This window comes from Lentzea sp. NPDC004789 (genome assembly GCF_053601075.1).
Map to the genome: position 1 here is coordinate 51,753 of NZ_JBSGBE010000014.1, position 25,297 is coordinate 77,049.

The following is a 25,297-nucleotide window of genomic DNA, read 5'->3' on the forward strand; positions in this document are numbered from 1 at the left end:
GCTCCAACCCGTGACCCACGCGCTGAGCTGCGTGGATTCCTAATGTTGCAGCCATGACAGCGACTCTGCAGATTGTGTTGATCGCCGCCGTGATCATCTACGTGATGGCGCGCCGGCTGATGGGGGAGCCCGCCGTGGGCAAGCGGCTGCTGGTGCTGCCGGCGGTGCTCGGCGTGATCGGGCTGGCGCAGACGTCGGTGCACTCGGTGACCGCACTCGGGTTCCTGGCGGCCAGCGCGGTGCTCAGCGTCGTCTTCGGTGCGCTGCGCGGCCTGACCATCCGCACGTACGAGCAGAACGGCATCGTGATGCTGCGCTACACGGTCATGACGATCGTGCTGTGGGCGGCCAGCATCGCCGCGCGGTTCGCCGTCACGTTCGTGATGAACCTGATCGACCCGAACGCGGTGCCGGCGGGCAACGGGCTGATGCTCGTGGTCGGCGCGGGACTGCTCGCCGAGGGACTGGTCGTGCTGACCAAGGCCGTGCGGGTGCCCGGTCAGGTCGTGTGGTCGAAGGGACGCCGGGGTGCGCCGCACCGCACCTCGCCGTTGCTCGACTCGTGGCAGCAGAAGGTGCACGGCGTCCGCAACGGGCATGATTCCTCCCGATGACGCTCGCAGACGAGTTGTTCCGCCCGGTGGCCACGCTGGTGATCTCCACGATCACGGTGATCCAGCTGGTCGACCGGCCGCCGGACCTGCCCGCGCTGACCTGGACCGTGACCGCCGTGGCCATCGCCGCGGCGGTCACGTCCGTGTTCGTGGTCGAGCGGTTGCCCGAACGGTGGCGGATCACGTTGATGGCGGTGTTCGTGCTGGCCTCGGCACCGCTGTTCGCGCTGGCACCGGCCACCGCGGCGGTCGCGCTGATCTTCCTCGCCACCGGCAGGGCGGGGCGCGTGCTGCAGTCGCGGCAGGTCGCGGTCGCGCTGTCCGGCGCGGGCGCGGTGCTCGGGATGCTGTCGACGTGGGTGGCACAGTCGCTGGGAGCGCAGGACGTGCCGCAGTGGTGGCTGTGCCTCACCTCGGGACTGCCGGTGCTGCTCGGCCTGCTCCGCCGGGAACGTGCTGCGGCCCAGGTGGCCGCCGAGTACGCGGCGGCGCTGGAGGAACGCGGCCGGATCGCCCGCGAGATCCACGACGTGGTCGGGCACTCGCTGTCCGGCATCGCGGTGCAGCTCGACATGGCCGACGCCCTGCACGCCGCGGGCAAGACCGACGAGGCCAACGAAGCCGTGCTGCGCGCACGCGCGTTGGCGGTCTCTGGGCTCAAGGAGACACGGCGCGCGGTGCACGCGTTGCGGGAGAACGCCCTGCCGTTGCCGAAGGCGATCTCGCAGCTCGCGGAGAGCCACGGCGCGTCGTTCCGCGTCAGGGGCACGGTGGGGCCGGTGAGCGTCGAGATTTCGCAGGCCGTCATCCGTGCCGCGCAGGAAGCGTTGACCAACGCCCACAAGCACGCACCCGGCGCGGAGGTGACCCTGCTGCTGGAGTACGAACCCAAGATCGTCCGACTGACCGCGACCGACACCGGTACGGCGGGGGAGCGGCCCACCGGCAGCGGAATGGGACTGGCCGGGATGCGGGAGAGGGCCGCACTGCTGGGTGGAAAACTGGTGGCTGGACCGGAAGGTGCGGGGTGGACGGTCAGGATGGAGCTGCCGCGGTGATCAGGCTGTTGATCGTGGACGACCAGGCGGCGGTGCGCGACGGGCTCGCCGTCATGCTCGACCTCGACCCGGACATCACCGTGGTCGGCACCGCCGCCAACGGCCGGGAAGCCCTTGCCGCCGTTGCGGAAACGACGCCGGAGGTCGTGCTGATGGACCTCAACATGCCGGTGATGGGAGGCGCCGAGGCCACCGCCGCGCTGCGCGCGTCGCACCCTGAGCTGCCGGTCGTCGTGCTCACCACGTTCGACGACGACGAGTCGATCCTGGCGGCGTTGCGCGCGGGCGCCCGCGGCTACCTGACCAAGGACGCCGACCGGGGCACGATCATCCAGGCCGTGCGCGGTGCGCACGCGGGCAACGCGATCCTCGACCCCGCGGTGCAGCTGCGGTTGCTGGACCTCGCCGGCCGCAAGCCCGTCGAGCAGCCGGGCGTGGACCTCACCGCCCGCGAACGCGAGGTGCTCGACCTGATCGGCGAGGGTCTGCGCAACGGCGAGATCGCCCAGCGGCTGTTCATCAGCGAGGCCACCGTGAAGACGCACATCAACAACCTGTTCGCCAAGGCCGGCCTGCACTCCCGCGCCGACGCGGTCCGGCTCGCCCTCGCGCTGCGCTCCTGACTTATGAGGAATGATCGCGTTTCCACCGGTACTAATCCGATGAATCTTGTCAAGGGCTGGCAACTTGAGTCAGTTTCGTTGACATAACAGGTCGAGACCTCCTACCTTCGTTCACGTAAAGGGCATCGATCCGCCGCCCGATGTGCTCCCCCCTGTCGTACGCCGCCAGGAAGGACGCACCGAACGATGGAATCTCGCATCACCCGCAGGGCCGCGTTGACCGCTGTCGCCCTGATGCTCGTCACCGTCAGCCCGGCGCACGCGGCGCCCGCGTGGAGCCCGAACCCCGGTACCGACGGGCTCAAGGCGTTCGAGGGCATCGAGGTCGACCGGGCGAACAAGTTCCCGGAGCGCAAGGGCAAGTACATCGTCGTCGAGGGTGACCACTACCGGTTCAACATCTGGAAGAACGACCGCGACTCGACCGGTGGCGGTGACCGCCAGCGCACCGAGTCCAAAGGCATGGTGACCAACGGCAACGCGCTGAAGATGAAGAACGGCGAGACTTGGGTCATCTCGTACGAGATGTACATGCCGTCATCCCTGCACGGCACCAGCAAGTTCACGCACATCTTCCAGACCAAGACGCCCAGCACCAACGGCGGCCCGTGGACGACCCTGTCGTTGAGCCGCAGCGGTAGCACCGAAACCATCCGGGCGCGCGCGTTCAGCACGTCCGGCGCACCGGACATCGCCTCCACCAACCTGGCCCCGCTGCGCGACAAGTGGGTCACCGTCGAATGGACGATCACGCCGGGCGCGAGCGGTACGGTCGGCTTCGTGCTGCGCAACGGCACGGGCTCGGGCGCGCCGATCGCGGTGCAGGGCAAGCGTTCCGGCGTCAAGATCCCGGACGAGGGCGACTACGTGCGCCCGAAGTGGGGCATCTACCGGTCCGTCGAGAGCGCCTCGTCGGACATCCTGGACACGTACATCAACTTCCGGAACTACACGGCCACGAAGAAGTAGGTGTGGGCCGGGTGGCTCGCTGATCGCGGACAGGTCTACCGTTGATTGCCTTCTCTTTTGTGGAGGTCAACGGTGCGAGGCGCGATCGCGGCGGGCCACCCGCTCACCGCACAGGCGGGCGCGGCGATGCTGCGCGCCGGGGGGAACGCGGTCGACGCGGCCGTCGCCGCGATGCTCACGTCGTGCGTGACGGAGCCGCTGCTGACCGGTCTCGGCGCCGCCGGGTACATGCTCATCGCGCCGGCCGGTGAACCCCCGGTGCTGCTGGACTTCTCCGCCGAGGCACCGGGCAGGACCGCAAGCGGCGCAAGGGCTCCGCTCGCCCCCATCACCCTCCACTTCGGTGACGCCGAGCAGGAGTTCCACGTCGGGCCGTCGTCCGTCGCGGCCTACGGCATGCCCGCCGGTGCCGCCGAAGCCGCCGCCTACGGCCGCGCGCCGTTGAGCGAACTCGTGGCCACGGCGGCGAAACACGCTCGCGAAGGTCACCGGGTCAACCGCTACCAGGCCTATGTCACCTCACTGCTGGTGCCGCTCGCCCGCAGTGCCGGCCTGACCGCGTTCGAGGAGGGCGAGCTCCTCGTCCAGCCCGAGCTCGCCGAAGCGCTCGACCGGCTCGGCCAGGACGGCGCGGCCCCCTTCTACACCGGCGACATCGCGGCCGAGATCGCCGACACGATCACCGCGGCCGGCGGCGACCTCTCCCGCGCGGACCTCGCGGCCTACGAGGTGGTGTCCAGGGAACCGCTGCACGTGCGCCATCGCGGCCGTGACGTGCACACGAACCCGCCACCCGCGGCGGGCGGTGCGCTGCTCACGCAGATGCTGGAAGCGTTGCCGGACAACCCGTCGCAGCGAGATCTCATCTCCGCGATGGCCGCGCCGAAGACGCACCTGAACCGCCTCGGCTCCACCACGCACATCTCCGTGCTCGACGCCGACGGCACCGCCTGCTCGGTCACCACCACGAACGGCGCGGGCTCCGGCATCTCCATCGCGGGCGTGCACCTGAACAACATGATGGGCGAGGAGGACCTGTCACCGGACGGGTTCTTCAGCCACGCGCCCGGCGACCGGCTGCCGTCGATGATGGCGCCGACCGTCGTCACCCGGCACGGCCAGGCCGAGCTCGTGCTGGGCAGCGCCGGGTCGAGCCGGATCTGCGGCGCGATCCTGCAGGTGCTCGTGAACGTCCTCGATCGCGGCATGCCCGCCCAGGACGCCGTCGACGCGCCCCGGCTGCACCTCGGCGGAGATCATCTCCACGTCGAACCGGGAATTCGACCGGAAAGTGAACTCCCGGTTACGCGGTTCCGCGCGCCGAACATGTTCTTCGGCGGTTGCCAGGTCGTCGAGATGACCGGGTCCGGCCTGCTCAGGGGTGGTGGAGATCACCGTCGCGACGGTGCTGTGGTCATTGTGTGAGACTTTGCCCGCAGAATGGGAAATTCAGTTCCTGATTGACAGATCAACATCCACGATGGAGCGGTGACGGTACTTCGCGAGAGAACATCCTCGCCGCTCCTTTCCCGAACGTTCCTGCAACTCTCCGTCATCAGTGTCGTGTGCGGCGTCTCGATGGCGTTCGCGCTGCCGTTCAACTCGCTGTTCCTGACCACCGAGGTCAAGGTCACGCCGATCCAGCTCAGCGTGTTCCTGATCGCGAGCCCGCTCGCGTCCGTGGTGGCCAGCACGATCCTGGGCAAGCTGTCGGACGGCCGGGTCCAGCGCCGGTACACGCTCGCCGCGGGCGGTGTCGCCGGCGTGATCGGCTACGGTCTGTTCGCCGTCCTGCGCGACTACTGGCTCCTGCTCGGCACCGCGGTGATCTTCGTGGCGATCACGTCGTCGTTGCTGCCCCAGCTCTTCGCGTACGGCCGTCAGGTCTCACAGGGGCCGTCGATGGTCGTCAGCGTCCTGCGCACGCTGCTCTCCGTCGCGTGGGTGGCAGGTCCGCCGCTGGCCGCGCTGGTCGTCGCGAAGGTCGGCTGGATGGGCCTGTACGGCGCCACGGCCGTGCTGCAACTCGGTGTCGCGGTGCTCGCCCTGCTGTTGCCGGTACCGGCCGCGGAGCCCGAAGAAGCGCCAGTGGTCGAGGAAACGGGCCACACGCGCGCCGGTTTCCCGTTCGTGGCAGCGGCTTTCGTGTTCCTGCAGGGCTCGGTCGGGCTCGCCGTGGGCGGCCTGCCGTTGTTCGTCACGACCGAGCTGAAGGGCACCGCGGGAGACGCCGGGCTCGCGATGGGGCTGTGCGCGGCGCTGGAGATCCCGATGATGCTGTGGTTCGGGGCACTGGCGAACCGCATGTCGCAGCACAAGCTCGTGGTGATCGGCGCGGCGATCTCGTTGAGCTACCACGGTCTGATGCTGTTCACCCACGCCGTCTGGCAGGTGCTGGCGTTGCAGGTGCTGCACGCCACCGTCATCTCGCTGGTGATGGGTGTGGGCATCACGTACTTCCAGAGCCTCGACCCCGAGCGGCCCGGCCACGCCACCACGATCTTCAGCAACACCCAGATCGTCGGCGGCATGATCGCGGGTGCGCTGGCCGGCGTCGCCCAGCAGCTCGGGTTCCGCTGGATCTACGGGTTCACGCTCACGATGTGTGTGTTCGGACTGACGTTGCTTCTCGTTGCGGGCAGGTTCACCCGCCGTTCCGAACCGGTTCTGCCGCGCTGAACCGCCCGTGAGATCAAGGCGTGCTGCAGGTGTTTCCCGACCGTGACCGGACGAGCGGGACAAGATCCGTTCGTGTGTCACAGGCGGGTCGAGTGTGCGCTGGTGCGGGGCGGTAGTCAGCCTGACTTACGAGTCAAGAACGGGCAGGTGACCTGACCGTCATTGTGACGGAACGTAGACGAAACAGCCTGTCGGTCAACACAGCGTGCGGTTAATTGGTGCCAAACGACCCTTTGGTGAAATCACCACACGTTCGGGTGACCCTGTGGTGCTGGCACACTGCGCTCCGTGCCGACCCAGTACCCCGACGAACCGACCGAGCGCCACCTGGCGCCCGACCCAGCGTTGATGGAGGCCGCCCGCGCCAGGGGCCGCGAACGCTGGGCCACGGCCGGTGACCTGCCGACGCCGGAGGAGAAGCCGCCGGGCCGCCAGTTCACGCCGCGCGTCGCCGTCATCGTCGCGGTGGTCGCGCTCCTCGTCCTCGCCGGAGTGGCGATCGTGACGTTCAGCGGCGGGTCGGGCGAAGGGGACACCAACGTCGCGCAGCCCACGCACAGCTACGTGCCCGGCCTGATCACGCCGCCGGAGGAGCTGCCGGACGAGTCGTCGGCGGCGCCTTCCAACAGCATGGACCCGACGCTCGCGTCGTCCGCGCTCGGCCTGATCACACCGACGACGACGCCCGTCGCCGCACCGCCGCCCGCCGGCACCGACGGCAACCGGACTCCCGGCGGCCCCAGGTCGGTCACGACGGGGCCCGGCTGCGGCGGCTACAGCAGCGTCGGCGCGTACCGCGACGGCCGCAAGGGCTGGGTCGACCACGGTGACGGCAAGTGCAGTTCGACGTTCGTGTCGATCCCGATGTCCGGCGACGCGCGCCGCGACGACGCCTCGGCGTACGGGCTGTGGACGTTCCCCGCGGCCGGCACCTGCGACGTCTCGGTGTACATCCCGAACGGCAGCCTGGAGGAGGTCGGCGGTAACCCGACCGTGTACTACGTCTTCGACCGCGACGGCATCAGCGGCACCCCGATGGCGTCGTTCGCGATCAAGCAGGTCGAGAAGCGCGGTCAGTGGGTCGGCGTGGGGAAGTTCAAGGCCAGCGGAAACCTGACGGTGCAGCTGCTCACCCGAGGTCAGGACTGGAACAACTCCGGACCGACCTACGCCCATCACGCCGCGAGTGCCGTCAAGGCAGACTGCACGGCGTGACTAGAGATCTTCATCTGGTTCGGCACGGTGAGGCGACGAAGGACGAGTCGAGGCTGACCGCACGCGGCCGCAGGCAGTCCGAGCTGCTCGCGGAACGGTTGCGGGGCACGGGTTTCGCGGCCGTGCACCACGGTCCGGCACCGCGGGCGGCCGAAACCGCGTCGATCATCGCCGAGGTGCTGAAGGTGCCCTGCCGGGCCGAGGCCGCGGCGGACGACTTCGTGCCGCACTTCGTGCCCGACCACGACGAGTTCTTCGACCAGTTCCCCGAGTCCGAACGCACCCGCGGTCCCGCCTTGGCGCACGAGGCCGAGACGCGGTTCGCCCGGCCCGGCGACGGACCGGTGCTGGTGGTGACGCACTCGTTCCTGATCGGCTGGCTGGTGCGCGACGCGCTGGACGCCCCGCCCGAGCGGTGGCTGTCGCTGAACCACGACAACGCCGCGCTGACCGTCATCCGCTACACGGCCGGGAAACCGCCGTCGTTGCTCAGGTTCAACGACAGTGGACATCTATCTGGGGAGCACCTCACCGCGCTTTGAGCGTAAGCAGCGTGATCTCGCTGGGGGCGAAGACGCGCATCGGCGGGCCCCAGAAGCCGGCGCCGCGGCTGGTGTAGAGCTGGGTTCGGTCGCTGTGCCTGCTCAGGCCGGCGACCACCGGCTGCTGCAACCGCACCAGGTAGTGGAACGGCCAGATCTGCCCGCCGTGCGTGTGCCCGGACAGCTGCAGGTCCACGCCCGCCTCGACGGCCTTGCGGATCTCCGACGGCTGGTGGGCGAGCAGCACGACCGGGTCGCTGCCGTGGGTGCCGCGCAACGCGAGGGCGAGGTCGGCGGAGTGGCCGGGTTCGCCGGAGTGGTCGGCGGTGATGTCGTCGATGCCCGCGAACACCAGGCGGGCGTCGCCGCGTTCGAGCGCCACGTGCTCGTTGTGCAGCGCCTTCCAGCCCAGGCGGGTCATCAGGTCGATCCAGCCCTGCGCGTTGGAGTAGTACTCGTGGTTGCCGGTGATGTAGAAGCGGTGCTCGGTGTTGACGTCGCCGAGCGGGGTGGCCTGCTCCAGGCGCTGCTCGGCGGTGCCGTCGGCGATGTCACCGACGTGCACGGCCACGTCGGCGTTCAGCCCGTTGACAGCCTCGACCATGCCCTTGGACCACTTGGCGCGGTTGATGGCGCCGTAGTGGGTGTCGGTGATGACCGCGACGGTCAGGCCGTCGAACGCCGGGTCGAGGCGCGGGATCGTGACGTCCTGGCGCTTGATCCGTGGCACCCTCATGGCCTCGTACACGCCGTACGCCGTGATCGTGACGATCAGAACGGCGAGCAGCACCGCGGTCAGCCGGGAGCGGAACGGGTTCTCCACGCCGCCGAGCGCCAGGGCGAGCCGCAGGACGTCGGTGATCAGCGTCCACACGAACGCGATCCACACGAAGCCGAGCAGGAACTGGGAGATCCGCGCGGCCCGGTCGCTCGTGCGCTGGGTGAACAGCACGATCATGCTGATGGCGCCGGCGGCGAAGACGACCGCGGCGATCGGGCGGACCGGGTCGGGCCACTCGGCGCTCGCGGCGAACAGGCCCTCGAACGGGACCCAGAACAGCAGTGTGGTGACGCTCAGCAGGACGAGCGTGAAGACCACCCGCCGTACCGTGATGCGGGGCCGGGCCGCGGTGGTCGTCATCGCTCATCCTCCTGAGTCGTTATTTCCAATTTAGGTCAACGCGCGGATGAGGGTTTGTTCGCCTGAGTTGCCGTTGACGTCGGTCACACGTGTTCTCAGCGAAACCGGACCGGATTTCACTTTGAGCAGAACGCCGTGGTCGCCGAACAGCGCGTACGACGCCGGCTGCCACGTTGTGCCGTCGTCGTAGGACACGTCCACGGTCAGCTTCCCGGTTCGACCGGCCGTGATCGTCCGGTCGAGGCGGAACGGGACGGTGCCAGCGTCGCGGTCGCCGAACCGGACCGCGGTGAGGGGGAGCGGGCCGGTGCCTTCCTTCGACTCGAACTCCCACGCCGCCTGAACGGTCTTCGTGACGGCTTCGAGGCGGTACCTGGCCTTGCCGGGCGGGACCTGGAACGTGCCGCCGTCGGGGCTGCTGATTCCGTCGACCAGCTCGCCGTCGCGTTTCAGCTCCACGCGGCCTTCCATCTCCTGCTCGCCCGCGAAGCCGTAGTGGCCGGCCGTGGAGTCGGACAGCAGCGCGGTGTTCGCGGTGATGATGTCGCCGTTGCGGCTCATCGTGGTCGACGTGACAGACGGGCCGTACGCGCCGTGGCTCCACTTCTCCTCGTACGTCTTGCCGTTGGCGTACGGGCGCCAGGTTCGTGCTTGCAGGACGAGCTGGTCCCGCGTCTGGGCCGACCACCACTCGACGTCGCCGGTCGAGTGGTAGTAGGTCGTGTGCGTGCCGGGGAACGTGACGTTCTCGGCCGCGTCACCGGGCGGGGGCGTGGAGAGCGGGTGTTCGGCGAACGTGATCCACTCGCCGGTTCCTGCCGGCTTGCCGATCTCGGCGGTCGCCTTGGCCAGGTCGGTGTCCTCGACGTCCGGGAACGTCGCGGTGAGGGAGTTCTCCCTGCTGACGGCGATCGCGCAGGTGCTGGTGGTACCGCCGCAGGAGGTGCTCGCGGGCACGTTCCTGAGGAACTGCACGGCGGTGTAGATCATGCCGTTCGCAGTGCCGGGGACCACGTACACGTCGTCGCCCTGGCTCGCGAACGCCGATCCGTTCGGCGTGCCCAGGCTGGTGCCGAGGTGGCCGGTGCCGGTGGCGCCGTTGACCGTCGCCTGGAGTCGCCTGCCTTCGCGTGCGTCGAGGGTGACTTCGGCGCCGTTCGGGCCGACCGTGACGTCCTGCGCGACCAGGGTTTGCGACGGTTCCCACGGCGGGCGGCCCTCGATCGGGCTCGGGACCCACGCGAAGACGGTGTAGCGGCCCTGCGGGACGTCGCCCTGGAGGCCGCGACCGTTGCCGATGCCACCCGCGTAGAGCTTGTTGTCGGTGTGGTTGGCCATCGCGACGAGGAAGCCGTAGCCGCCGGTGCCGTTCGGCGCGCCGTCCCTGGCGATCGACTCCACCTTGATCTGGCCGGTGACCTCGGTTCTGCTCTGGGTCGAGATCGCCGTGCGGAGGACGTTGTCGTCGCCTTTGGCGATGATCACGTCACCGGCGCCCGGCCTGGTGGCCTTGAACGTCACGGCCGCGGTGCCCTTGGCGGGGACCTCGACGGTCGTCCGGTCGGCTTCGACGCCGGCGGGCTCGGTGATCGTGAGCTTGATCTTCCGGGCGCTGTCGTTGCGGTAGGTGATGGTGCCGGTGCCGAGCTTCAGGGTGGCGGGCTCGGCGGTGAGCCGGGTTCTCGTGGCCCGGTCGAGGTTCACGACGCCGGTGCCCTCCTCGAACACCCGCGCGCCGGCCGAGTCGGCGGTGTTCGTGAGGGCGGCCTTGAGGCGGGCGGCGGACCAGTCGGGGTGCTGCCCGGCCAGGATCGCCGCCGCACCCGTGACGTGCGGGGTGGCCATCGACGTGCCGCTGGCCAGCGTGTAGCGGTCGTCGAGCGGATAGCCCATGGACGTGTTGCGCGCCCGTGCCGCCGCGATCGCGTAACCGGGCGCGCTGATCTCCGGCTTCACCGCACCGTCGAGGCGCGGGCCGCGGCTGGAGAAGTAGCTCAGCCGGTTCTGCTTGGTGACGCTCGCGACCGCCAGCGCCGCATCCGCAGCCGCCGGTGAGCCGACCGACTCCGCACGCCCGACGTTCCCCGCCGCGACCACGAAGAGCATGTCGTACTCGGCGCTCAACGTGTTCAGCACCTGGCTGAGCTCGTCGGTGCCGTCCGTCGCGTCGCCGCCGAGGCTCAGGTTCACCACCTTGGCACCCTGCTCGGCCGCCCACCGCATGCCCGCGATGATCGCGGACTCCTCGCAGTAGCCCGGCTGGCACACCTTGCCGATCAGCAGGTCCGCGTCCGGTGCCGTGCCCGGCTCCGGTCCCGAGCCCGCGATGATGCCCGCGACGTGCGTGCCGTGCCCTTGCTCGTCGGTGACATCGTTGTCGTCGCCGGTGAAGTTCCTGGTGGCTTTGATGCGGCCCTTGAGGTCCGGGTGGTCCTGGTCGACGCCGGTGTCGAGGACGGCGACCTTCACGCCCTTCGCGGTGTAGCCGCGTTGCCACGCCTTGGGGGCTTTGATCTGCGGGACGCTCTCGTGGTCGAGCGGCCGGAAGATCCGGTCGGGGCTGATCTTCACGATGCCGGGCAGGGTGCCGGTCTGGTTCGGCGCCTTCGGGTTGATCCGGTGCCACAGGTTCTCGGTGATGGTCATCGACGTGAAGCGGTCGCCGGTGTAGTGGATCATCGCTTTGACCGGGGGCCTGCTGACGTCGAACAGCTTCGCGTCCAGCACACCGTTGACGACGAGCTGCTGAGCGTCGAACGGGATGACCGACACCCGGCCCTCGTCGACGGTCTGCAGGAACGGCATCCGCTCGCGTCCCGGGCCCGGTTCGATGGTGATACCGGGTGGTTTTCCCTGCTGTGTGACGACGTTCACGCGGTCGCCGGTGATGAGTACGGTCCCAGTTCGCGTTGGAGAGGCAACCGCCGGTGCGGCCACGAGTCCTGATATCAAGACCGCGGCTGCGGCCAGAGCAGATCTGCGAAACGTTTTCATGCAGGTCACGCTTCCGGCGCCGACCGTTGCGGAACAAGAGCCGGAACGGCCACAACCGTTGACCGACGTCCAGACGAGCCGACATAGAGTAGGGCCCATGATCTTCTACACCGACGAGGAGAGCCGCACGCTGCGCACCGCCGTGTACGGCGCGATGCTGCTGGTCTCCCACGCCGACCCCGGCCCCGTGCTGGAGGAGCGGTTCGCCGGCCTGCGCGCCCTGAGCAACCTGGGGCCTGACCTGCGCACCGTGATGGGCGCGGCCCGCCCGTCCGTCCCGGCCGGCACGGACGAGGAGATCGAGCCGATCATCCTGGAGGCGCTGCGCCGCTCGATGAAGATCCTCTCGGCCCGTTCGCCGGAGGACGCCGTGTCGTTCCCGCGCGCCGTGCTGGCCATCTGCCGCGAGGTCGCCGAGGCCGACGGCGTGGTCGTGGACGCCGAGGACGCGATGGTGGCCCGCATCGAGGGCGCGCTCGCCCTCTAGTGCCGATCGCCCGCGCACGACGGTCCGTGGGACAGTGGCGGCGCGGTCAGGAAAAGGACGACGTCACCGCGCCGTTCGCCCTCGTCTCCAACCTGCGGCGACCCCGCGTTCTGATGGCGCTGCGAGAGCCCCTTGGCGGGGCTAGCCTCCGGCCATGAGCGTGGACGTGCGGCCTTCGGTCGTCGTGCGCAGGCCGCGGACCGAGGTCGCGGCCTACATGTTCGACCCCGCCAACGACCTCGCGTGGACGGGCGGGATCACCGCGTCCCGGCCTGACCGGCCAGGGCCGCTGGTCGAGGGCGCGACGGTCGTCCGCACCGCCAGGTTCCTGGGGCGCACGTTCGACTACGGCTACGTGGTGACCGCGCACGAGCCCGATCGGCTCGTCGAGATGAAGGTCGAGAAGCCGTTCCCGATGACGGTCCGGTACGAGCTCTCCGATGCCGGGGAGGGGACGAACGTAGCGATTCGGGCCTCCGGTTCGCCTGGCGGGTTCTTCGCGGTGGCCGAGCCGCTGATGCGGTGGCAGGTGCGGCGCAGTATCGCCGCGGACCTGGGCCGTCTCAAGAGGAATCTCGAGACCGTCCAGTGAACGGACGCTGAGCCGAATGGCCGATGTGCTCCGGACCTGCGGTGGCAGGGTGGAACTCACTGGGGATCAACTCTCGGGGGAGTGCCGCGCACATGGATCTGTCACGTCGTGAACTGCTGACCCGCACCGGCCAGGCCGCTGCCGTCGCCACCGCCGCGTCCACGCTCACCATCGGCTCCGCGCAGGCCGCCGACGCGCAGGCCGCGGGGTCCGGTGTCCGGTTGACGCAGGGCACCAACATCTCGGTCTCCCGTTCCGCGGACGGCAAATGGCTCGCCATCGACCTGGTGACGGCGATCTGGGTGTTGCCGGCCGCGGGTGGTGCCGCGCGGAAGCTGACCGACGAGCTGCAGGACGCCACGCTGCCGTCGTTCGGGCCGGGCAACCGGATCGCGTTCCAGTCCTATCGGGACGGCAACTACCACCTCTACGTGATCGAGCTCGACGGCAGCGGCCTCAGGCAGCTCACGCACGGCCGGTACGACCACCGCGAGCCCGCGTTCTCGCCGGACGGCAAGCAGATCGCGTTCGTCAGCGACCGGGCGGGCAGCTACGGCGTGCACGTGCTGGACGTCGCTTCCGGAGCGATCACGCAGCTCACCGGGGTTCCGGACGAGGCGGCCGCGCCGCAGTGGTCGCGGGACGGCAAGCGGATCATCTTCACCGTCGGCAACGCGGCCGTCGACACGGTCACGTTGGACGGCAAGCGGGAACGGCTCGTCACGGCACCTGCGGGCTTCCAGCTGTTCGGTGCCGCGTTCGGGCCCGGTGACCAGCCCAGCTACACGCGGATGCGGCCCGGCCAGGCCGAGCTGGTGCTGGGGACCACCGCCGTCGTCACCGGTCAGGACGTGTTCGGGTTCGCGCCGCAGTGGGACGGCGACCGCGCCCTCTACACCGCGGACGGCAAGATTCGCTGGTACGCCAACGGTTCCGTCACCGACGTGCCGTTCGAGGTCACTGTTCCCGTGCGCACGGCACGGCCGCAGCGGCGGGCGAAGAACCTCGTCGCCGGGCCGGTCAAGGGCATCGCGGGACCGGTCGTGTCGAGGGACGGCTCGAAGATCGCGTTCCGCGCGTTGAACTCGCTCTACCTGCTCAGCAACGGCAGGACCACCAAGCTGACCGACGGCGCCTACTTCGACTCCGACCCGGACTTCTCACCGGACGGCACGAAGCTGATCTACGCCAGCGACCGCACCGGCGTCGCCCAGCTCTGGCTCCGGGACCTGAACACAGGTGAGGACAAGCTCTACGCGCCCGCGCCCGGCGCGCAGACCACGCCGCGCTTCTCCCCGGACGGCACCAAGGTCGCCTACGTGGACCAGGACGGCCAGGCGTGGGTCGTGGACGCCACCGGGCGCCGTCAGATCACGCCCACGCTCTTCCAGCCCGGCCGCCCGACCTGGTCCGCGGACGGCACGGTCGTCGCGCTGGCCGCGGTGAAGCCCTTCTCGCGCCGGTTCCGCGAGGGCACGAGCCAGATCCTCAGCGTCGACCTGGTGAGCGGCGAGCTGAAGTACACCGAGCCCATGCCGTTCCGGTCCATCGCGACCCGCGGCGACGACGGCCCGGTCTGGTCGCCGAACGGCGGGCACCTCGCGTTCGTCGTGGAGAGCGTCGCCTGGGTCGTTCCCGTCGACGCCAAGGGGAACTTCACCGGCGAACCGCGTCAGGTCACCCGTGAGGTCACCGACTCGCTCGCCTGGCACGGCAACGACGCGTTGGTGTACCTGAACAACGGCAGGCTCCGGAAGTCCACTCTGGACGGAAAGACCACCACGATCCGCGTGCACCTCAACTGGGCCAAGCCCAAGGCGCCTGAGCGCGAGATCGTCCATGTCGGCGCGTACTGGGACGGCGAGGCGCAGGACCTGCGGTCCGATGTGGACATCGTCGTGGCGAACGGCGTGGTCCGGGAGATCCGCCCGCACCAGGGCCGTGCCGACGTCGACGCGTCGGCGCTGACCGCCATCCCCGGCCTGATCGACGCCCACAACCACTGGCACCTGCGCGGCCGCCAGTGGGGTGCGCGCCAGGGCAACCTGTGGCTGTCCTACGGCATTACCACCGTCCGCTCGCCCGGCGACCCGGTCTACCAGATGGTCGAGACCCGCGAGGCGCTGGCCGCGGGAACGCTGACCGGGCCGCGGTTCTACGCCACCGGAGAGGCGGTCGACGGTTCCCGCGTCTACTACAACTTCATGCGCCCGACGCTGTCACGGGCCCAGCTCGACCTGGAGCTGCGCCGGGCCCACGAGCTCGCGTACGACATGATCAAAACCTACGTCCGCCTGCCCGTGGAACTGCAGCGCGCGGCCGTCCAGCGCTCGAAGGTCCCGCTGTCCTCGCACTACCACTACCCGGCCGCCAACCTCGGCATGGACGGCATGGAACACGTCGGCGCCACCAACCGCCTCGGCTACTCCCACACCGTGACCCGGCAGGGCAACGCCTACCAGGACGTCGTGCAGATCTTCACGAGTTCCGGCATGTCGATGACGCCGACCCTGTTCCACAGCCGCGCCCTGTTCACCGAGGACAAGTCGCTGGTGACCGACGAGCGAACCCGCGTGCTGTTCCCGCCGTGGGAGTACGACCGCTACGTCACCGACGCCAGCAACGCGGGCACCCCGGCCTCCTCCTGGTCGCCGGACGTCCTGCGCGGCTGGGTCACGTTCGCCCTCGCCGTGCACCGCGGCGGCGGCCTGGTCATCTGCGGCACCGACGCGCCGCTGGACTCCCCGGCCACCGCGACCCACATGAACCTGCGCGCCATGGTCAAGTACGGCTTCACCCCGCGCGAGGCCCTGATCACCGCCACCCGCAACCCGGCCCGCTGGCTGGGCGTCCCGCTCGGCGCGATCAAGCCCGGCGCCCCGGCGGACATCTCGTTCGTCGAGGGCAACCCGCTCGCGGACATCAAGGCCGCGGCGAACGTCCGGCAGGTCATGGTCGGCGGACGGCTGCACTCGGTCGCGGATCTGCTGAAGCCGTACCAGAAGCAGGCGCAGGCGCTGTCCACGACGGACGCGCTCGCCCCGTTGCCGTCGGCGGAGAACAAGCACTGGTGGCACGAGCCGGAGTGGGCCGAGCACGTCTGCTGCGAGCACTGACGCGGTGAGCTGGGCGGCGTTTGGATCGTGACGCGGCGTAACGATGCTGTGGGCCAGGGCGACTCACCAATGCCTCATTTTTGGACGCAAAGGTGGTCGCAATGCCCACGACAACCGGTCCCGCGACAGCATCCGGCGCCGCCTACGGCAGGCCCGTGTTCCTCAACAACGTGGTCAACACCTTCGTGCAGAATTTTGACGTCGAGGTGCCGGACCAGATCATGCAGTTCATCCTGCGGGAGGTGCTGGAGCCGGACGAAAAATGGGATGAAAGCCTGAGGTTGGAACAGTTCGATCCGGAGAAGACGGCACACATCCTCCACGAGGCTCTCGCGGAGGCGTTGGTGAATCGCTCCGAACCGCGCCTTGACGAGGTCTCGGACGCGTTTTACCGGGTCATTCATGACCGGTGGAAGTGTCCTTTCCCGTTCATCTTCTGCTGACGCGCACGTCACGGTGATGGTGATGTCAGATGATCAGGCGCAGAAGAAATCCGGTGCGCCGGAGGGCTACAACTCCGGCGATACGGCCGACCTCAGGAAGGCCCTGGACTCCACGTACGATTACAACAAAACCCTGATAACGCTTGCCACGGCCACGACGGCACTGAGCGCCACGTTTCTCGGCAAGGATCTGTATCTCGGCAGCCACCTGGGCACGCTCATCTTCTCATGGGTGTTCCTCGGCTGCTCCATGCTCGCGGGCGTGGTCGGAATGGGCAGCTACATCAGTCAGTACGCCGAGTCCAACATCAAGCCACGGCGGTCCGCCGTGGAGTACAGCGGTCTCGTCCAGGTGCTGTCGCTGATGGTGGGGCTCACGCTGCTCGCGGTGTTCGCGGTCCAGAACACGTCCGGCAGAACGCCGGTGGCGCCGCAGACCTCGACGACGAACCAGATCGTCTCACCCACGCCAGGGCCGACCACGGGATCACCGGTCACGAGCGGTTGATCATCTTGGTGGCGAGGCGGACGCCCTGACGCATGCTGACGTGCGGCAGATAAGCGCGGCCAACGGCGTTGGCGATGCGCGGCAGGGCGGCGGAGTCCGGGTAGGCCATGAACATCGGCCGGTACGTCGGCTGGAACTTGGCCTTGAACGCGAACAGCGAGCGGAACCCGTACACCGGCTCCAGCACCTGCCCGGTGAGGTCCAGCACCCGTTGCAGGGCGCGGGGACGCTCGCCGCGGTCCAGCCGGGCCAGCGGGGCGCCGGACAGGCTCAGGAACTTCGCTCCCTCGCTCTTGAGCTCCAGCGCCGCCGAGGCGATCAGGAACTCCATCGAGCCGCGGAAACCGTTGGCACGGCGGCGCATGAAGTCGAGCGTGTAGCCGACGACCTCGCCGTCGGCGTAGACCGGCAGCCAGCTCGTGATGCCGTGCACGGTGCGGTCGGCGTCGATCGCGAGCAGGCACCGCACGCCCTCGCCCGCCAGTTCCTCGACGCCGCCGAGGGTGAAGCCCATCTCCGGCAGGCCCTTGTCCGCCACCCACTCCGCGGAGATCGACCGGATCTGGTCGGTGATCGCGTACGGTGCGTCGGCGTAGGTGCACCACTCCGCGGTGATGCCCTCCTTGGCGGCCTTGTTCAGCGCGGTCCGCACGTCCTGCCACTTCTTGCCGGTGAACGCCAGGGTGTCCAGCTCGATCACGGTGTCCTCGGCGACCTGCACCGCGGACCAGCCGAGACCGGCGACGGCCTCCCTCGTCTCCGTGCCCACGCTGTAGAGGCACGGCGTCCAGCCGTTCTCCTGGCAGAACTCGGCGAATCCGCGCACGGCCTCGACCCGCGCCGGGCCGATCGGGTCGCCGACGGTCAGCGCGATGGTGGCCACCACGCGGTACGCGATCATCGTCTCGCCGTCCGGGGTGAACCAGTGCTGGTTGCCGCGCCACGTCGTCATGTACGACAGCGAAGAACCGCCGTGCCGCCGCATCAGCTCACGCGCCTGCTCGGCCTCCTTCGAACCCGACGAGGGCCATGCGCGCCACGACGCCATCAGCAGACCCGCGAGCACGATCAGCCAGAACACCACGCCGGTGTACTCGAACAGCAACGTGCCGATGAACCCGTCCGCCTGGAACCGCAACGGCACCGCGCCGAGGTAGCCCGGCGGCAGGAACCGCGTCGGCAGGTCCGCGAGCAGGCCCGCGAACCCCGGTTCCGGGGTGAACTGGTCGCGGACCAGGTACCCGCCGAGGACGTACAACGCCGACAGGGCACCGATGCTGGCCAGCGTGAACCGCCAGAACTTCCGCACCGCGTGGCCGGGCAGCCGCACGGTGAAGTGCCGCCGGGTCGCCAGCAGCACGCTGGCGATCGCGAGTGGTGCCAGCACGGGGAAGCTCGCCGCGAAGCCCACCTCCAGCTGGCCGGTGTCCGGGATGCGCGCGGCGTTGTCCGAGACGAACCACGCGATGAACCCCGCGTACACCACGTTGAACGCCAGCGCCGACCCCCACGCGAACCGCCGGCCGCGACGCAGCCCTTCCGCCAGCACGAGCAGCAGCAACACCGGCAGCAGCGACATCACCATGGCCGGGAACCGCCCGTACGACAACTGGATCGTCATCGTCCGGCACAGCTCGACCGCGTCGGAGCCGCACGCCGCCGCCACGTCGTCCGCCGCGGGCTGCCAGACGGCCACCACCTCGGAGTACCACGACAGCGGGCCGTTCGGGGACGGCGACATCAGCGACACCACCGGCCCGAGCGCCGACGCCGCCACCAGCAGTCCCACGAGGACCCGCGTCTCGGTCAGCGTCCGCGGTTCGCGGGCGGTGCGGGCGCGCAGGAACACCGCGCCGATCACCAGCCCGGCCACACCGGCGGTCAGCCGCAGCAGGTCCTCCAGCCAGCCCGAGTACAACGTGAGCACCAGCACCGACAGCGCCGTCATGAGCCGGACGCGGCGGCGCCACGACACCGGCATGCGGAACGTCAGCGCCAGCGCGAGTCCCACCCCGCCGATCGACGGCCCGGCCGCGACCCCGCCGCGCAGCGAGTCGAGCCAGGACCACTGCAGCTCACTGCCGAGCACCACCACACCGATTCCGAGGAACGCCCCGGCCACGTGGGAGGCGAGGAAGATCGCCGCGGCGCGCAGGGTGCCGAGCTCGCGTTCGGCCAGCGTGCCGAAGACGAGCAGCAGCGCGGTGGTGGCCAGGTAGCCCAGCAGGTCCATGGCCCACAGCGCGGAGGAGAACACGGTCCACAGCGGACTGTCGGTGCCGAAGCCGATCCGGGCCAGCAGCGCGTCGTTCTCCTCGCCGATCGCGCCGGTCAGCGCGCCGACGGTCCAGAAGACGACGAGGAAGACGCACGTCAGGGGCGCGGTCCTCAACAGCAGGCCGAGCTGCCGGGTGATGCGGTCCAACAGGGCTTTCATGGCTGTCGTGGTCTCCGCCGGAGGTCGAACGGGCAAGGGGTCAGCTGGTCAGGCCGGTGCGCGCGGCGAGCCACGGCAGGGAGTCGTAGAGGCCGGGCCGCCACACGTTCCAGTCGTGCGCTCCCGGGAGCTCCTTCAACTGCACGTCCATCCCGGCCTTGCGGCAGGCCTCGAACACGTCCACGCCGGCCTGGCGGTAGAGCGCGTCGCCGTGGGCCGTGACGACCACGCCCGCGGTCTGCGCGAACCGTTCGCGGGCGAGCACGTCCATCGGGTTGACGCGGGTGAACGCCGCCTCGTCACCACCGAACGCGGCCTGCACCGTCTCGGCACGCGTGCCGAGCGTCGGCTCGCGCTGCCCGGTGAGGTCGATGAAGTTGCCGTAGACGTCCGGCGCGCGCACGGCGAGCTGGAGAGCACACGTGCCGCCTTGGGAGAACCCCGCGATGGTCCACGCCTCGCGGCGTTCGTCCACCGTCAGCCGTTGCTTGATCCACGCCGGGACCTCGCGGGCCAGGTACGTCTCCGACTGGCCGAGCTTCGAGTCCAGGCACAGCGGGTTCGCCGAGCGCGAGCCGAGCTGGTCGGCCACCACCACGATCGGCGCCAGGCCGTCGTGCTGCCGGGCGAACGCGTCCAGGCGCTCGGTGATCCGGCCCGCGTCGAACCAGTCGCGCGGCGCGCCCGGCTGCCCGGGAAGCAGCACCAGGACCGGCAACCGCGGCCGCGGCGTCGCGGCGTACGCGGGCGGCAGGTAGATCCAGGCCTTGCGCGCCTTGAACGCGCCGGGCACGTCCGCCTCCGACACCGTGCCGTTCTCCGGCAGGCCGGCGGGCTTGCGCCAGACGTCCGCGAGCTTGCCGCCCGGTGGCACGTCGAGCACGCTCGACGTGGGCTTCGCGGCCTCGTCGAGGTCGACCCGGCTGTTCGTGAACACCTCCAGCACCGCACGTGACGTGGGGTAGAAGCCGAAGAACGCGTTCGCCGTCGTGACCGCACTCGCCGTCACGACCAGCGCGAGCACCACGCTCAGCGTGCGCCAGTACCACCGCCCGGCCCGCAGCCGCGCGGCCGCGAGGCCCAGCGCCACCAGCACCGCGCCCGCCCACACCACCAGGACCGGGGGCAACGGCTCCGGCCACGGCTTCCACACGTGGTCGACGACGAACACCAGCCCGGCGACGACGGCCGCGCACACGAGCAGCACCACCGGAACGACTCGGGTCCACCACGTCCGGTTCTTCCGGATCGTCAGGGAGATCAACGCGATCGCGCCCGCGACGGTGGCGGCGGTGGGGATCGGGCCGCTCGTCAGCGACAGGTCCAGTGGGCTGAGCATGCGGTCCGTTCGTCAGCAGGTCCCGGGCGACTCCCGGCGAGGACCAGCAAACTACTGCGGCGGGCAGGTTCCCAGCTGCCGGACGTCCGGAACAACCCGTCACCTGGCTGGAAGTGCGCCCGCCGGGTGGCGGGAATCGCTCACGGTCGGCCTGGGCGAGCCGGTGCTGTCCGTCCTGCTCCGCGTTCGGCTCGGATGAACGAAGCCGTCAGGGTGCGAGCGCGGCGAAGGCCTCGTCGAGCAGGGCGACGAGGTCGAGCCGCCCGTCGGAGTCCGACCAGTGGTCGATGGCGACGGTGAAGCAGTCCAGGGCGGCCGAGACGCGGACCCAGTGCGCGATCGCGGGCTGTTCGGGGGAGCCCGCGCGTTCGGCGAGCGCGCACACCAGGGCCGGGCGCCAGCCGTGCTGCTTCTCCAGCTTGCGCGCGGCCAGCGCCGGAGTGGACCTGATCAGCCTCGTCATGGCCAGGGTGGCGGCCGGATCCTCGTGGTAGGACGCGATGGCCAGGTCCAGGGCGTGCCGCAGCGCGGTCCAGTCGTCCTCGTCGGCCGGACGGGCGCGCAGGGCGTCGGCCACCAGCTCGCCCTTGGCCTCGAAACCGCCGAGGACGGCGTCCTCCTTGGTGCCGAAGTAGCGCAGGAACGTGCTGCGCGAGACGCCGGCCGCGGCGGCCAGGTCGTCGATCGTCACGTTCTCGAAACCGTTGCGGAGGAACAACTTGAAGGCGACCCGGCCGAGCTCGGCCCGCACGGCCGCCCGTGCGATGTCCCTCGTGTTGGTCCGTCCCGCTGGCACCGGCGGATCATACCTGTTGTCCGCACCTCACTTGCAGAAGCGACACCCCATGGCTAACTTGACACTGAGTTTCACACTTCGAGCCGAGGACTGTCATGACCACTGCTGTGCACGGGTCGTCCGTCGACATCACCACGCCCGACGGGACCGCCGACGCCTACCTGGTCCACCCGGCCGACGGTGGCCCGCACCCGGCCGTCCTGCTGTACATGGACGCCTTCGGGCTGCGGCCGCACCTGAAGTCCATGGCGGACCGCCTCGCGGCGGCCGGGTACGTCGTCCTGGTGCCCAACGTGTTCTACCGCGCCGGCCGGGCTCCGGTGCTGGAGCTGCCCGAGTTCATCGACCCCACCGCGCGCCCCGAGCTCTTCGGCAAGATCATGCCGCTCATCCAGGGACTGACCCCGGAGGTGGTGATGCGCGACGCCGCCGCCTACCTGGACTGGCTGGACGGCTCGCCGCTGACCACCGGCGGCCCCGTCGGCATCACCGGCTACTGCATGGGCGCGGGCCTCGCGCTGCGCACCGCGGGCACCTTCCCGGACCGGGTCGCCGCGGCGGCCGGGTTCCACGGCGCCCGCCTGGCCACCGACGCGCCGGACAGCCCGCACCTGCTCGCCGACCACATCACCGCCGAGCTGTACTTCGGGCACGCCGACCAGGACTCGTCCAACCCGGCCGAGCAGATCGAGGCGCTCGGCAAGGCGCTCGCCGCGGCCGGGGTCACCCACCGCAACGAGGTCTACGCCGGTGCCCACCACGGCTTCACCCAGGCCGACACGTCGATGTACAGCGAGGAGGCCGCCGAACGTCACTGGGAGGCGCTGCTGGAGCTGTTCGCCCGCAAGCTGTGACCGGAGTGGTCGTGCAGCTCGCTGACGTCCCACTCGGGCAACGGGTCCTCGAACGCCCGCCACGCGGACGGGCCCGCGGCGAGCTCTGAGTCGGTGAGCAGTGCGGGGTCCAGGCGGCGGGCCGGTTCCGTCACGTCGAGGCCGACCCCGATGAACACCAGCTCCTGCCGTGCCGAGGGGGACGGCAGGAGCTGACCGGGTTCGAGGGTCAGGTTGGGGCCGGCCTGCGACCACACCGCCAGCACGTCCGGGCGGGAGGCGATGTGGCAGAAACCCTTGCTGCGCAACACACCTTCCCAGTCCGTCAGTGCCTGGACCAGGCGGGCGGGGTGGAACGGCCGGTCCGCGCGGTAGGTGACCGACCTGATCCCGTACTCCTCGGTCTCCGGGGTGTGCCCGCCCGCCAGCTCCTGCGCCCAGCCGGGCGCCCGCGCGGCGGTGATCGGGTCGTACCGGCCGGTGTCGAGCACCTCGGCCAGCTCGACCACGCCGTGGCGCGTGTGCAGCAGCCGGGCGGAGGGGTTGAGGCGCCGCAGCACGGCGTCGAGCGTGGCGAGCTGCTCGGCCGTCACGAGGTCGGTCTTGTTCACCACCAGCACGTCGGCGAACTCCACCTGGTCCACGAGCAGGTCCGAGATCGTGCGCTCGTCGGCCTCGGCGGCGGCCAGGTCGCGCTCGTCCAGCCGGTCGCCGGTGGTCAGCTCGCGCAGGAAGCCCGCCGCGTCCACGAGGGTCACCATGGTGTCGAGCCGCGCGTGGTCGGAGAGGCTCGTGCCGTCGTCGAACGTCCAGTCGAACGTGGCGGCCACCGGCATGGGCTCGGAGATGCCGGTGGACTCGATCAGGATCGTGTCGAACCGCCCGGAGCGCGCCAGCTCGCCGACGCTGTCGAGCAGGTCCTCCCGCAACGTGCAGCAGATGCAGCCGTTGGTGAGCTCGACGAGCCGCTCGGTGGTGCGGTCGAGGCTGCCCTGACCGGCGACCAGGGCCGCGTCGATGTTGACCTCGCTCATGTCGTTCACGATCACCGCGACCCGCCTGCCCTCGCGGTTGGCGAGCACGTGGTTGAGCAGGGTGGTCTTGCCGGAGCCGAGAAAACCGGACAGCACGGTCACGGGGGTGCGCATCAGAGTTCCATCTCCTCGTGCCAGTCGGCGAACGGGTCGGCGAAGTCGAGCTCGCTGATCAGCGCGAGCTCCTCGTCGGTGACGAGCGCCGCGCGCAGGGCCGCGGTGATCCGCTCGGGTGCGGCCGAGCTGGTGATCACGACGAGCTCCTGGTCCCGGTCGCCGTAGTACGGGTCCCACCGCAGCGAGGCGGCCGCGCGCCGGTCCTCGTCGGCCTCGGTCCAGTCGTCGGTCGCGGCGAGCCAGGGCCCGAGGTTGCCCACGCGCAGGCCACCGCCCGCGGACTCCAGCCACAGGGCCGCGTCGGGCTGGCTCGCCACCCACACGCGGCCGCGCACCCGCACCACGCCGTCGAGCAGCACGTCGATCGAGTCGTACAGCCGCTTGGGGTGGAACGGCCGCCGCTCGGTGAAGTGGACGACGGACACCCCGTGCGCGGGTTCGAGCGGCGGCTGCCCGTGCAGCAACGGCGCGAAGCCGTCGTCGATCTCGCCGCGCCGCGCGATGGCGGGGATCGCGGCGAGCAGCTCGGTGGCGTCCAGGTCCTCCAGCCGGCGCCGGGGCGCGTGCGGGCTGAGGCGGTCGAGCACGGCCTCCAGCACCGGGTCGCCGGCACCGGTGAGCACCAGCGCGTCCGCGAACTCCGCCTGCCCGACGACGACCTGCGCCACGGTCCGCTCGTCGCCGTCGGCCGCGCGCATCCCCCGGTCGGCGAGCGAGTCGCTGCCGGTGGCGTCCCGCAGCCACGTCGCGGTGTCGACCACCGTCACCACGGCCTCGACCTCGACGTCGGTCTCGCTCAGCGCGAAGCACACGGCCTCCGGTTCGAGCACCGGGTCGAGGTGCACGATCACCCGCCCGTCCAGCCCTTCGAGCAACGGGACGAGGTCCAGGCGCAGCGTGCACGACACGCAGCCGTGTGCGAGTTCGAGCACGGTGAGCCGGCCGTCCACCCAGCGGCGCACCACGCCGTCGGCCAGACCGGTCAGATCGTGCCTGACCAGCACCGACTCCGGTGACGCCCGCCAGAGCTCGTCGGCTGCGTCGTGGTGAGTGAACCCGGCTACCAGTACGACCCGTGCTGCCATGCCCGGAGCCTACATGACAACGATTATCGTTTCGCAAATCGGGCATGACATGATCGAGCCATGCAGGTCGAGTTCTGGGCTGACGTCATCTGTCCGTGGTGCTACATCGGCAAGGCGCGCTTCGAGAAAGCGCTGGCCAGATTCGAGCACCGCGCCGAGGTCACGGTGGTGCACCGCGCGTTCGAGCTGGATCCGGACAAGACCTCGGTCGAACCGGTGCCGCAGATGCTCGCCGCCAAGTTCGGCCCGCGTGCCGCCGAGATGGAGGACTCCGTGGCCCAGCTCGCCCGCGACGAGGGCCTCGGGTACCGGCAGGACCGCGAGGTCGGCAACACCTTCGACGTGCACCGGCTGCTGCACCTGGCCGGGGAGCGCGGTCTGCAGCAGCAGGTGCTCGACGCCGTGCTGCACGCCAACTTCGCCGAGGCGCGCACGCTGTTCACCGCGGAGTCCCTGACCGAGATCACCGCGGAGGCCGGGCTCGACCGCGCCGACATCCGTGCCGTTCTCGACTCGGCCGCATACGCCGACGAGGTGCGCGCCGACGAGAAGCGCGCTCGCGAGATCGGCATCAGCGGCGTTCCGTTCGTGGTCGTCGACGGACGGCTCGCCGTCGCCGGTGCCCAGCCGGCCGAACTGTTCGAGCGCGCGCTGACGCAGGCGTGGGAGGGCTGA

At 70.1% G+C, this 25,297-nt stretch carries 22 protein-coding genes; 15 read left to right on the top strand and 7 right to left on the bottom strand.

What is annotated here, in order from left to right:
• Positions 1–53: 53 nt before the first annotated feature.
• The 8 genes from ACWEIJ_RS28830 to ACWEIJ_RS28865 all read left to right on the top strand — a co-directional run bounded on the left by ACWEIJ_RS28830 (position 54) and on the right by ACWEIJ_RS28865 (position 7,700).
• The gene (locus ACWEIJ_RS28830; protein WP_449840375.1) at positions 54–614 is read left to right on the top strand and encodes a DUF1453 domain-containing protein; all 561 of its coding nucleotides are present in this window, start codon (positions 54–56) and stop codon (positions 612–614) included.
• Positions 611–1,672, top strand: coding sequence for a sensor histidine kinase (locus ACWEIJ_RS28835; RefSeq protein WP_449840376.1), 1,062 nt, complete (start codon positions 611–613; stop codon positions 1,670–1,672). Before ACWEIJ_RS28830 ends, ACWEIJ_RS28835 begins: the two co-directional genes overlap by 4 nt.
• Positions 1,669–2,295, top strand: coding sequence for a response regulator (locus ACWEIJ_RS28840; protein ID WP_449840377.1), 627 nt, complete (start codon positions 1,669–1,671; stop codon positions 2,293–2,295). Before ACWEIJ_RS28835 ends, ACWEIJ_RS28840 begins: the two co-directional genes overlap by 4 nt.
• 186 nt (positions 2,296–2,481) lie before the next feature.
• On the top strand, positions 2,482–3,264 hold the full coding sequence (locus ACWEIJ_RS28845; RefSeq protein WP_449840378.1) for a hypothetical protein: 783 nt from the start codon (positions 2,482–2,484) through the stop codon (positions 3,262–3,264).
• A gap of 72 nt (positions 3,265–3,336) precedes the next feature.
• Positions 3,337–4,689 (top strand): gamma-glutamyltransferase, encoded by a 1,353-nt coding sequence (locus ACWEIJ_RS28850; RefSeq protein WP_449840379.1) that lies wholly within the window; start codon positions 3,337–3,339, stop codon positions 4,687–4,689.
• A gap of 63 nt (positions 4,690–4,752) precedes the next feature.
• Positions 4,753–5,943: a sugar efflux transporter gene (locus ACWEIJ_RS28855; RefSeq protein ID WP_449840380.1), complete on the top strand. Its 1,191-nt coding sequence runs from the start codon at positions 4,753–4,755 to the stop codon at positions 5,941–5,943.
• Positions 5,944–6,231: 288 nt separating this feature from the next.
• Entirely contained in the window at positions 6,232–7,158 is a 927-nt protein-coding gene (locus ACWEIJ_RS28860; RefSeq protein WP_449840381.1) for a hypothetical protein, read from the top strand.
• On the top strand, positions 7,155–7,700 hold the full coding sequence (locus tag ACWEIJ_RS28865) for a histidine phosphatase family protein (protein ID WP_449840382.1): 546 nt from the start codon (positions 7,155–7,157) through the stop codon (positions 7,698–7,700). Before ACWEIJ_RS28860 ends, ACWEIJ_RS28865 begins: the two co-directional genes overlap by 4 nt.
• On the opposite strand, the gene ACWEIJ_RS28870 is transcribed toward ACWEIJ_RS28865, so the two are convergent.
• Positions 7,687–8,841 (bottom strand): metallophosphoesterase, encoded by a 1,155-nt coding sequence (locus ACWEIJ_RS28870; protein WP_449840383.1) that lies wholly within the window; start codon positions 8,839–8,841, stop codon positions 7,687–7,689. The two genes, ACWEIJ_RS28865 and ACWEIJ_RS28870, sit on opposite strands and share 14 nt — an antisense overlap.
• Before the next feature lie 30 nt (positions 8,842–8,871).
• Positions 8,872–11,715, bottom strand: a complete 2,844-nt coding sequence (locus ACWEIJ_RS28875; protein WP_449840384.1) for a S8 family peptidase — start codon at positions 11,713–11,715, stop codon at positions 8,872–8,874.
• Between the two features lie 217 nt (positions 11,716–11,932).
• Here ACWEIJ_RS28875 and ACWEIJ_RS28880 point away from each other — a divergent pair, with 217 nt between their 5' ends.
• The 5 genes from ACWEIJ_RS28880 (at position 11,933) to ACWEIJ_RS28900 (ending at position 16,981) form a co-directional block, all read left to right on the top strand.
• Positions 11,933–12,322, top strand: coding sequence for a hypothetical protein (locus ACWEIJ_RS28880; RefSeq protein ID WP_449840385.1), 390 nt, complete (start codon positions 11,933–11,935; stop codon positions 12,320–12,322).
• Positions 12,323–12,476: 154 nt separating this feature from the next.
• A complete protein-coding gene (locus tag ACWEIJ_RS28885) occupies positions 12,477–12,914 on the top strand; it encodes an SRPBCC family protein (protein WP_449840386.1) in 438 nt (145 codons plus the stop codon).
• Positions 12,915–13,006: 92 nt separating this feature from the next.
• Complete coding sequence (locus tag ACWEIJ_RS28890) at positions 13,007–16,030, top strand: amidohydrolase family protein (RefSeq protein WP_449840387.1); 3,024 nt, start codon at positions 13,007–13,009, stop codon at positions 16,028–16,030.
• 101 nt (positions 16,031–16,131) lie between these two features.
• On the top strand, positions 16,132–16,473 hold the full coding sequence (locus ACWEIJ_RS28895; RefSeq protein ID WP_449840388.1) for a hypothetical protein: 342 nt from the start codon (positions 16,132–16,134) through the stop codon (positions 16,471–16,473).
• Positions 16,474–16,495: 22 nt separating this feature from the next.
• On the top strand, positions 16,496–16,981 hold the full coding sequence (locus tag ACWEIJ_RS28900; protein WP_449840389.1) for a hypothetical protein: 486 nt from the start codon (positions 16,496–16,498) through the stop codon (positions 16,979–16,981).
• Here ACWEIJ_RS28900 and ACWEIJ_RS28905 read toward each other — a convergent pair.
• From ACWEIJ_RS28905 to ACWEIJ_RS28915, 3 genes are all read right to left on the bottom strand, one after another.
• Entirely contained in the window at positions 16,968–19,418 is a 2,451-nt protein-coding gene (locus ACWEIJ_RS28905) for a rhomboid family intramembrane serine protease (RefSeq protein ID WP_449840390.1), read from the bottom strand. The genes ACWEIJ_RS28900 and ACWEIJ_RS28905 overlap by 14 nt on opposite strands.
• A 40-nt stretch (positions 19,419–19,458) precedes the next feature.
• The gene (locus tag ACWEIJ_RS28910; protein WP_449840391.1) at positions 19,459–20,757 is read right to left on the bottom strand and encodes an alpha/beta hydrolase; all 1,299 of its coding nucleotides are present in this window, start codon (positions 20,755–20,757) and stop codon (positions 19,459–19,461) included.
• A gap of 208 nt (positions 20,758–20,965) precedes the next feature.
• Entirely contained in the window at positions 20,966–21,553 is a 588-nt protein-coding gene (locus ACWEIJ_RS28915; RefSeq protein WP_449840392.1) for a TetR/AcrR family transcriptional regulator, read from the bottom strand.
• Between the two features lie 95 nt (positions 21,554–21,648).
• Between ACWEIJ_RS28915 and ACWEIJ_RS28920 the strand changes: the two genes are divergently transcribed.
• On the top strand, positions 21,649–22,407 hold the full coding sequence (locus ACWEIJ_RS28920; protein WP_449840393.1) for a dienelactone hydrolase family protein: 759 nt from the start codon (positions 21,649–21,651) through the stop codon (positions 22,405–22,407).
• On the opposite strand, the gene ACWEIJ_RS28925 is transcribed toward ACWEIJ_RS28920, so the two are convergent.
• Positions 22,365–23,534, bottom strand: a complete 1,170-nt coding sequence (locus ACWEIJ_RS28925; RefSeq protein ID WP_449840394.1) for a GTP-binding protein — start codon at positions 23,532–23,534, stop codon at positions 22,365–22,367. The two genes, ACWEIJ_RS28920 and ACWEIJ_RS28925, sit on opposite strands and share 43 nt — an antisense overlap.
• Positions 23,534–24,622 carry a ribosome hibernation factor-recruiting GTPase MRF gene (gene mrf / locus ACWEIJ_RS28930; protein ID WP_449840395.1) on the bottom strand — a complete coding sequence of 363 codons (1,089 nt, stop codon included), beginning with the start codon at positions 24,620–24,622 and terminating at the stop codon, positions 23,534–23,536. The genes ACWEIJ_RS28925 and mrf overlap by 1 nt, the downstream gene beginning before the upstream one ends.
• Positions 24,623–24,682: 60 nt before the next feature.
• On the opposite strand from mrf, the gene ACWEIJ_RS28935 reads away from it, so the two are divergent.
• On the top strand, positions 24,683–25,297 hold the full coding sequence (locus tag ACWEIJ_RS28935) for a DsbA family oxidoreductase (protein ID WP_449840396.1): 615 nt from the start codon (positions 24,683–24,685) through the stop codon (positions 25,295–25,297).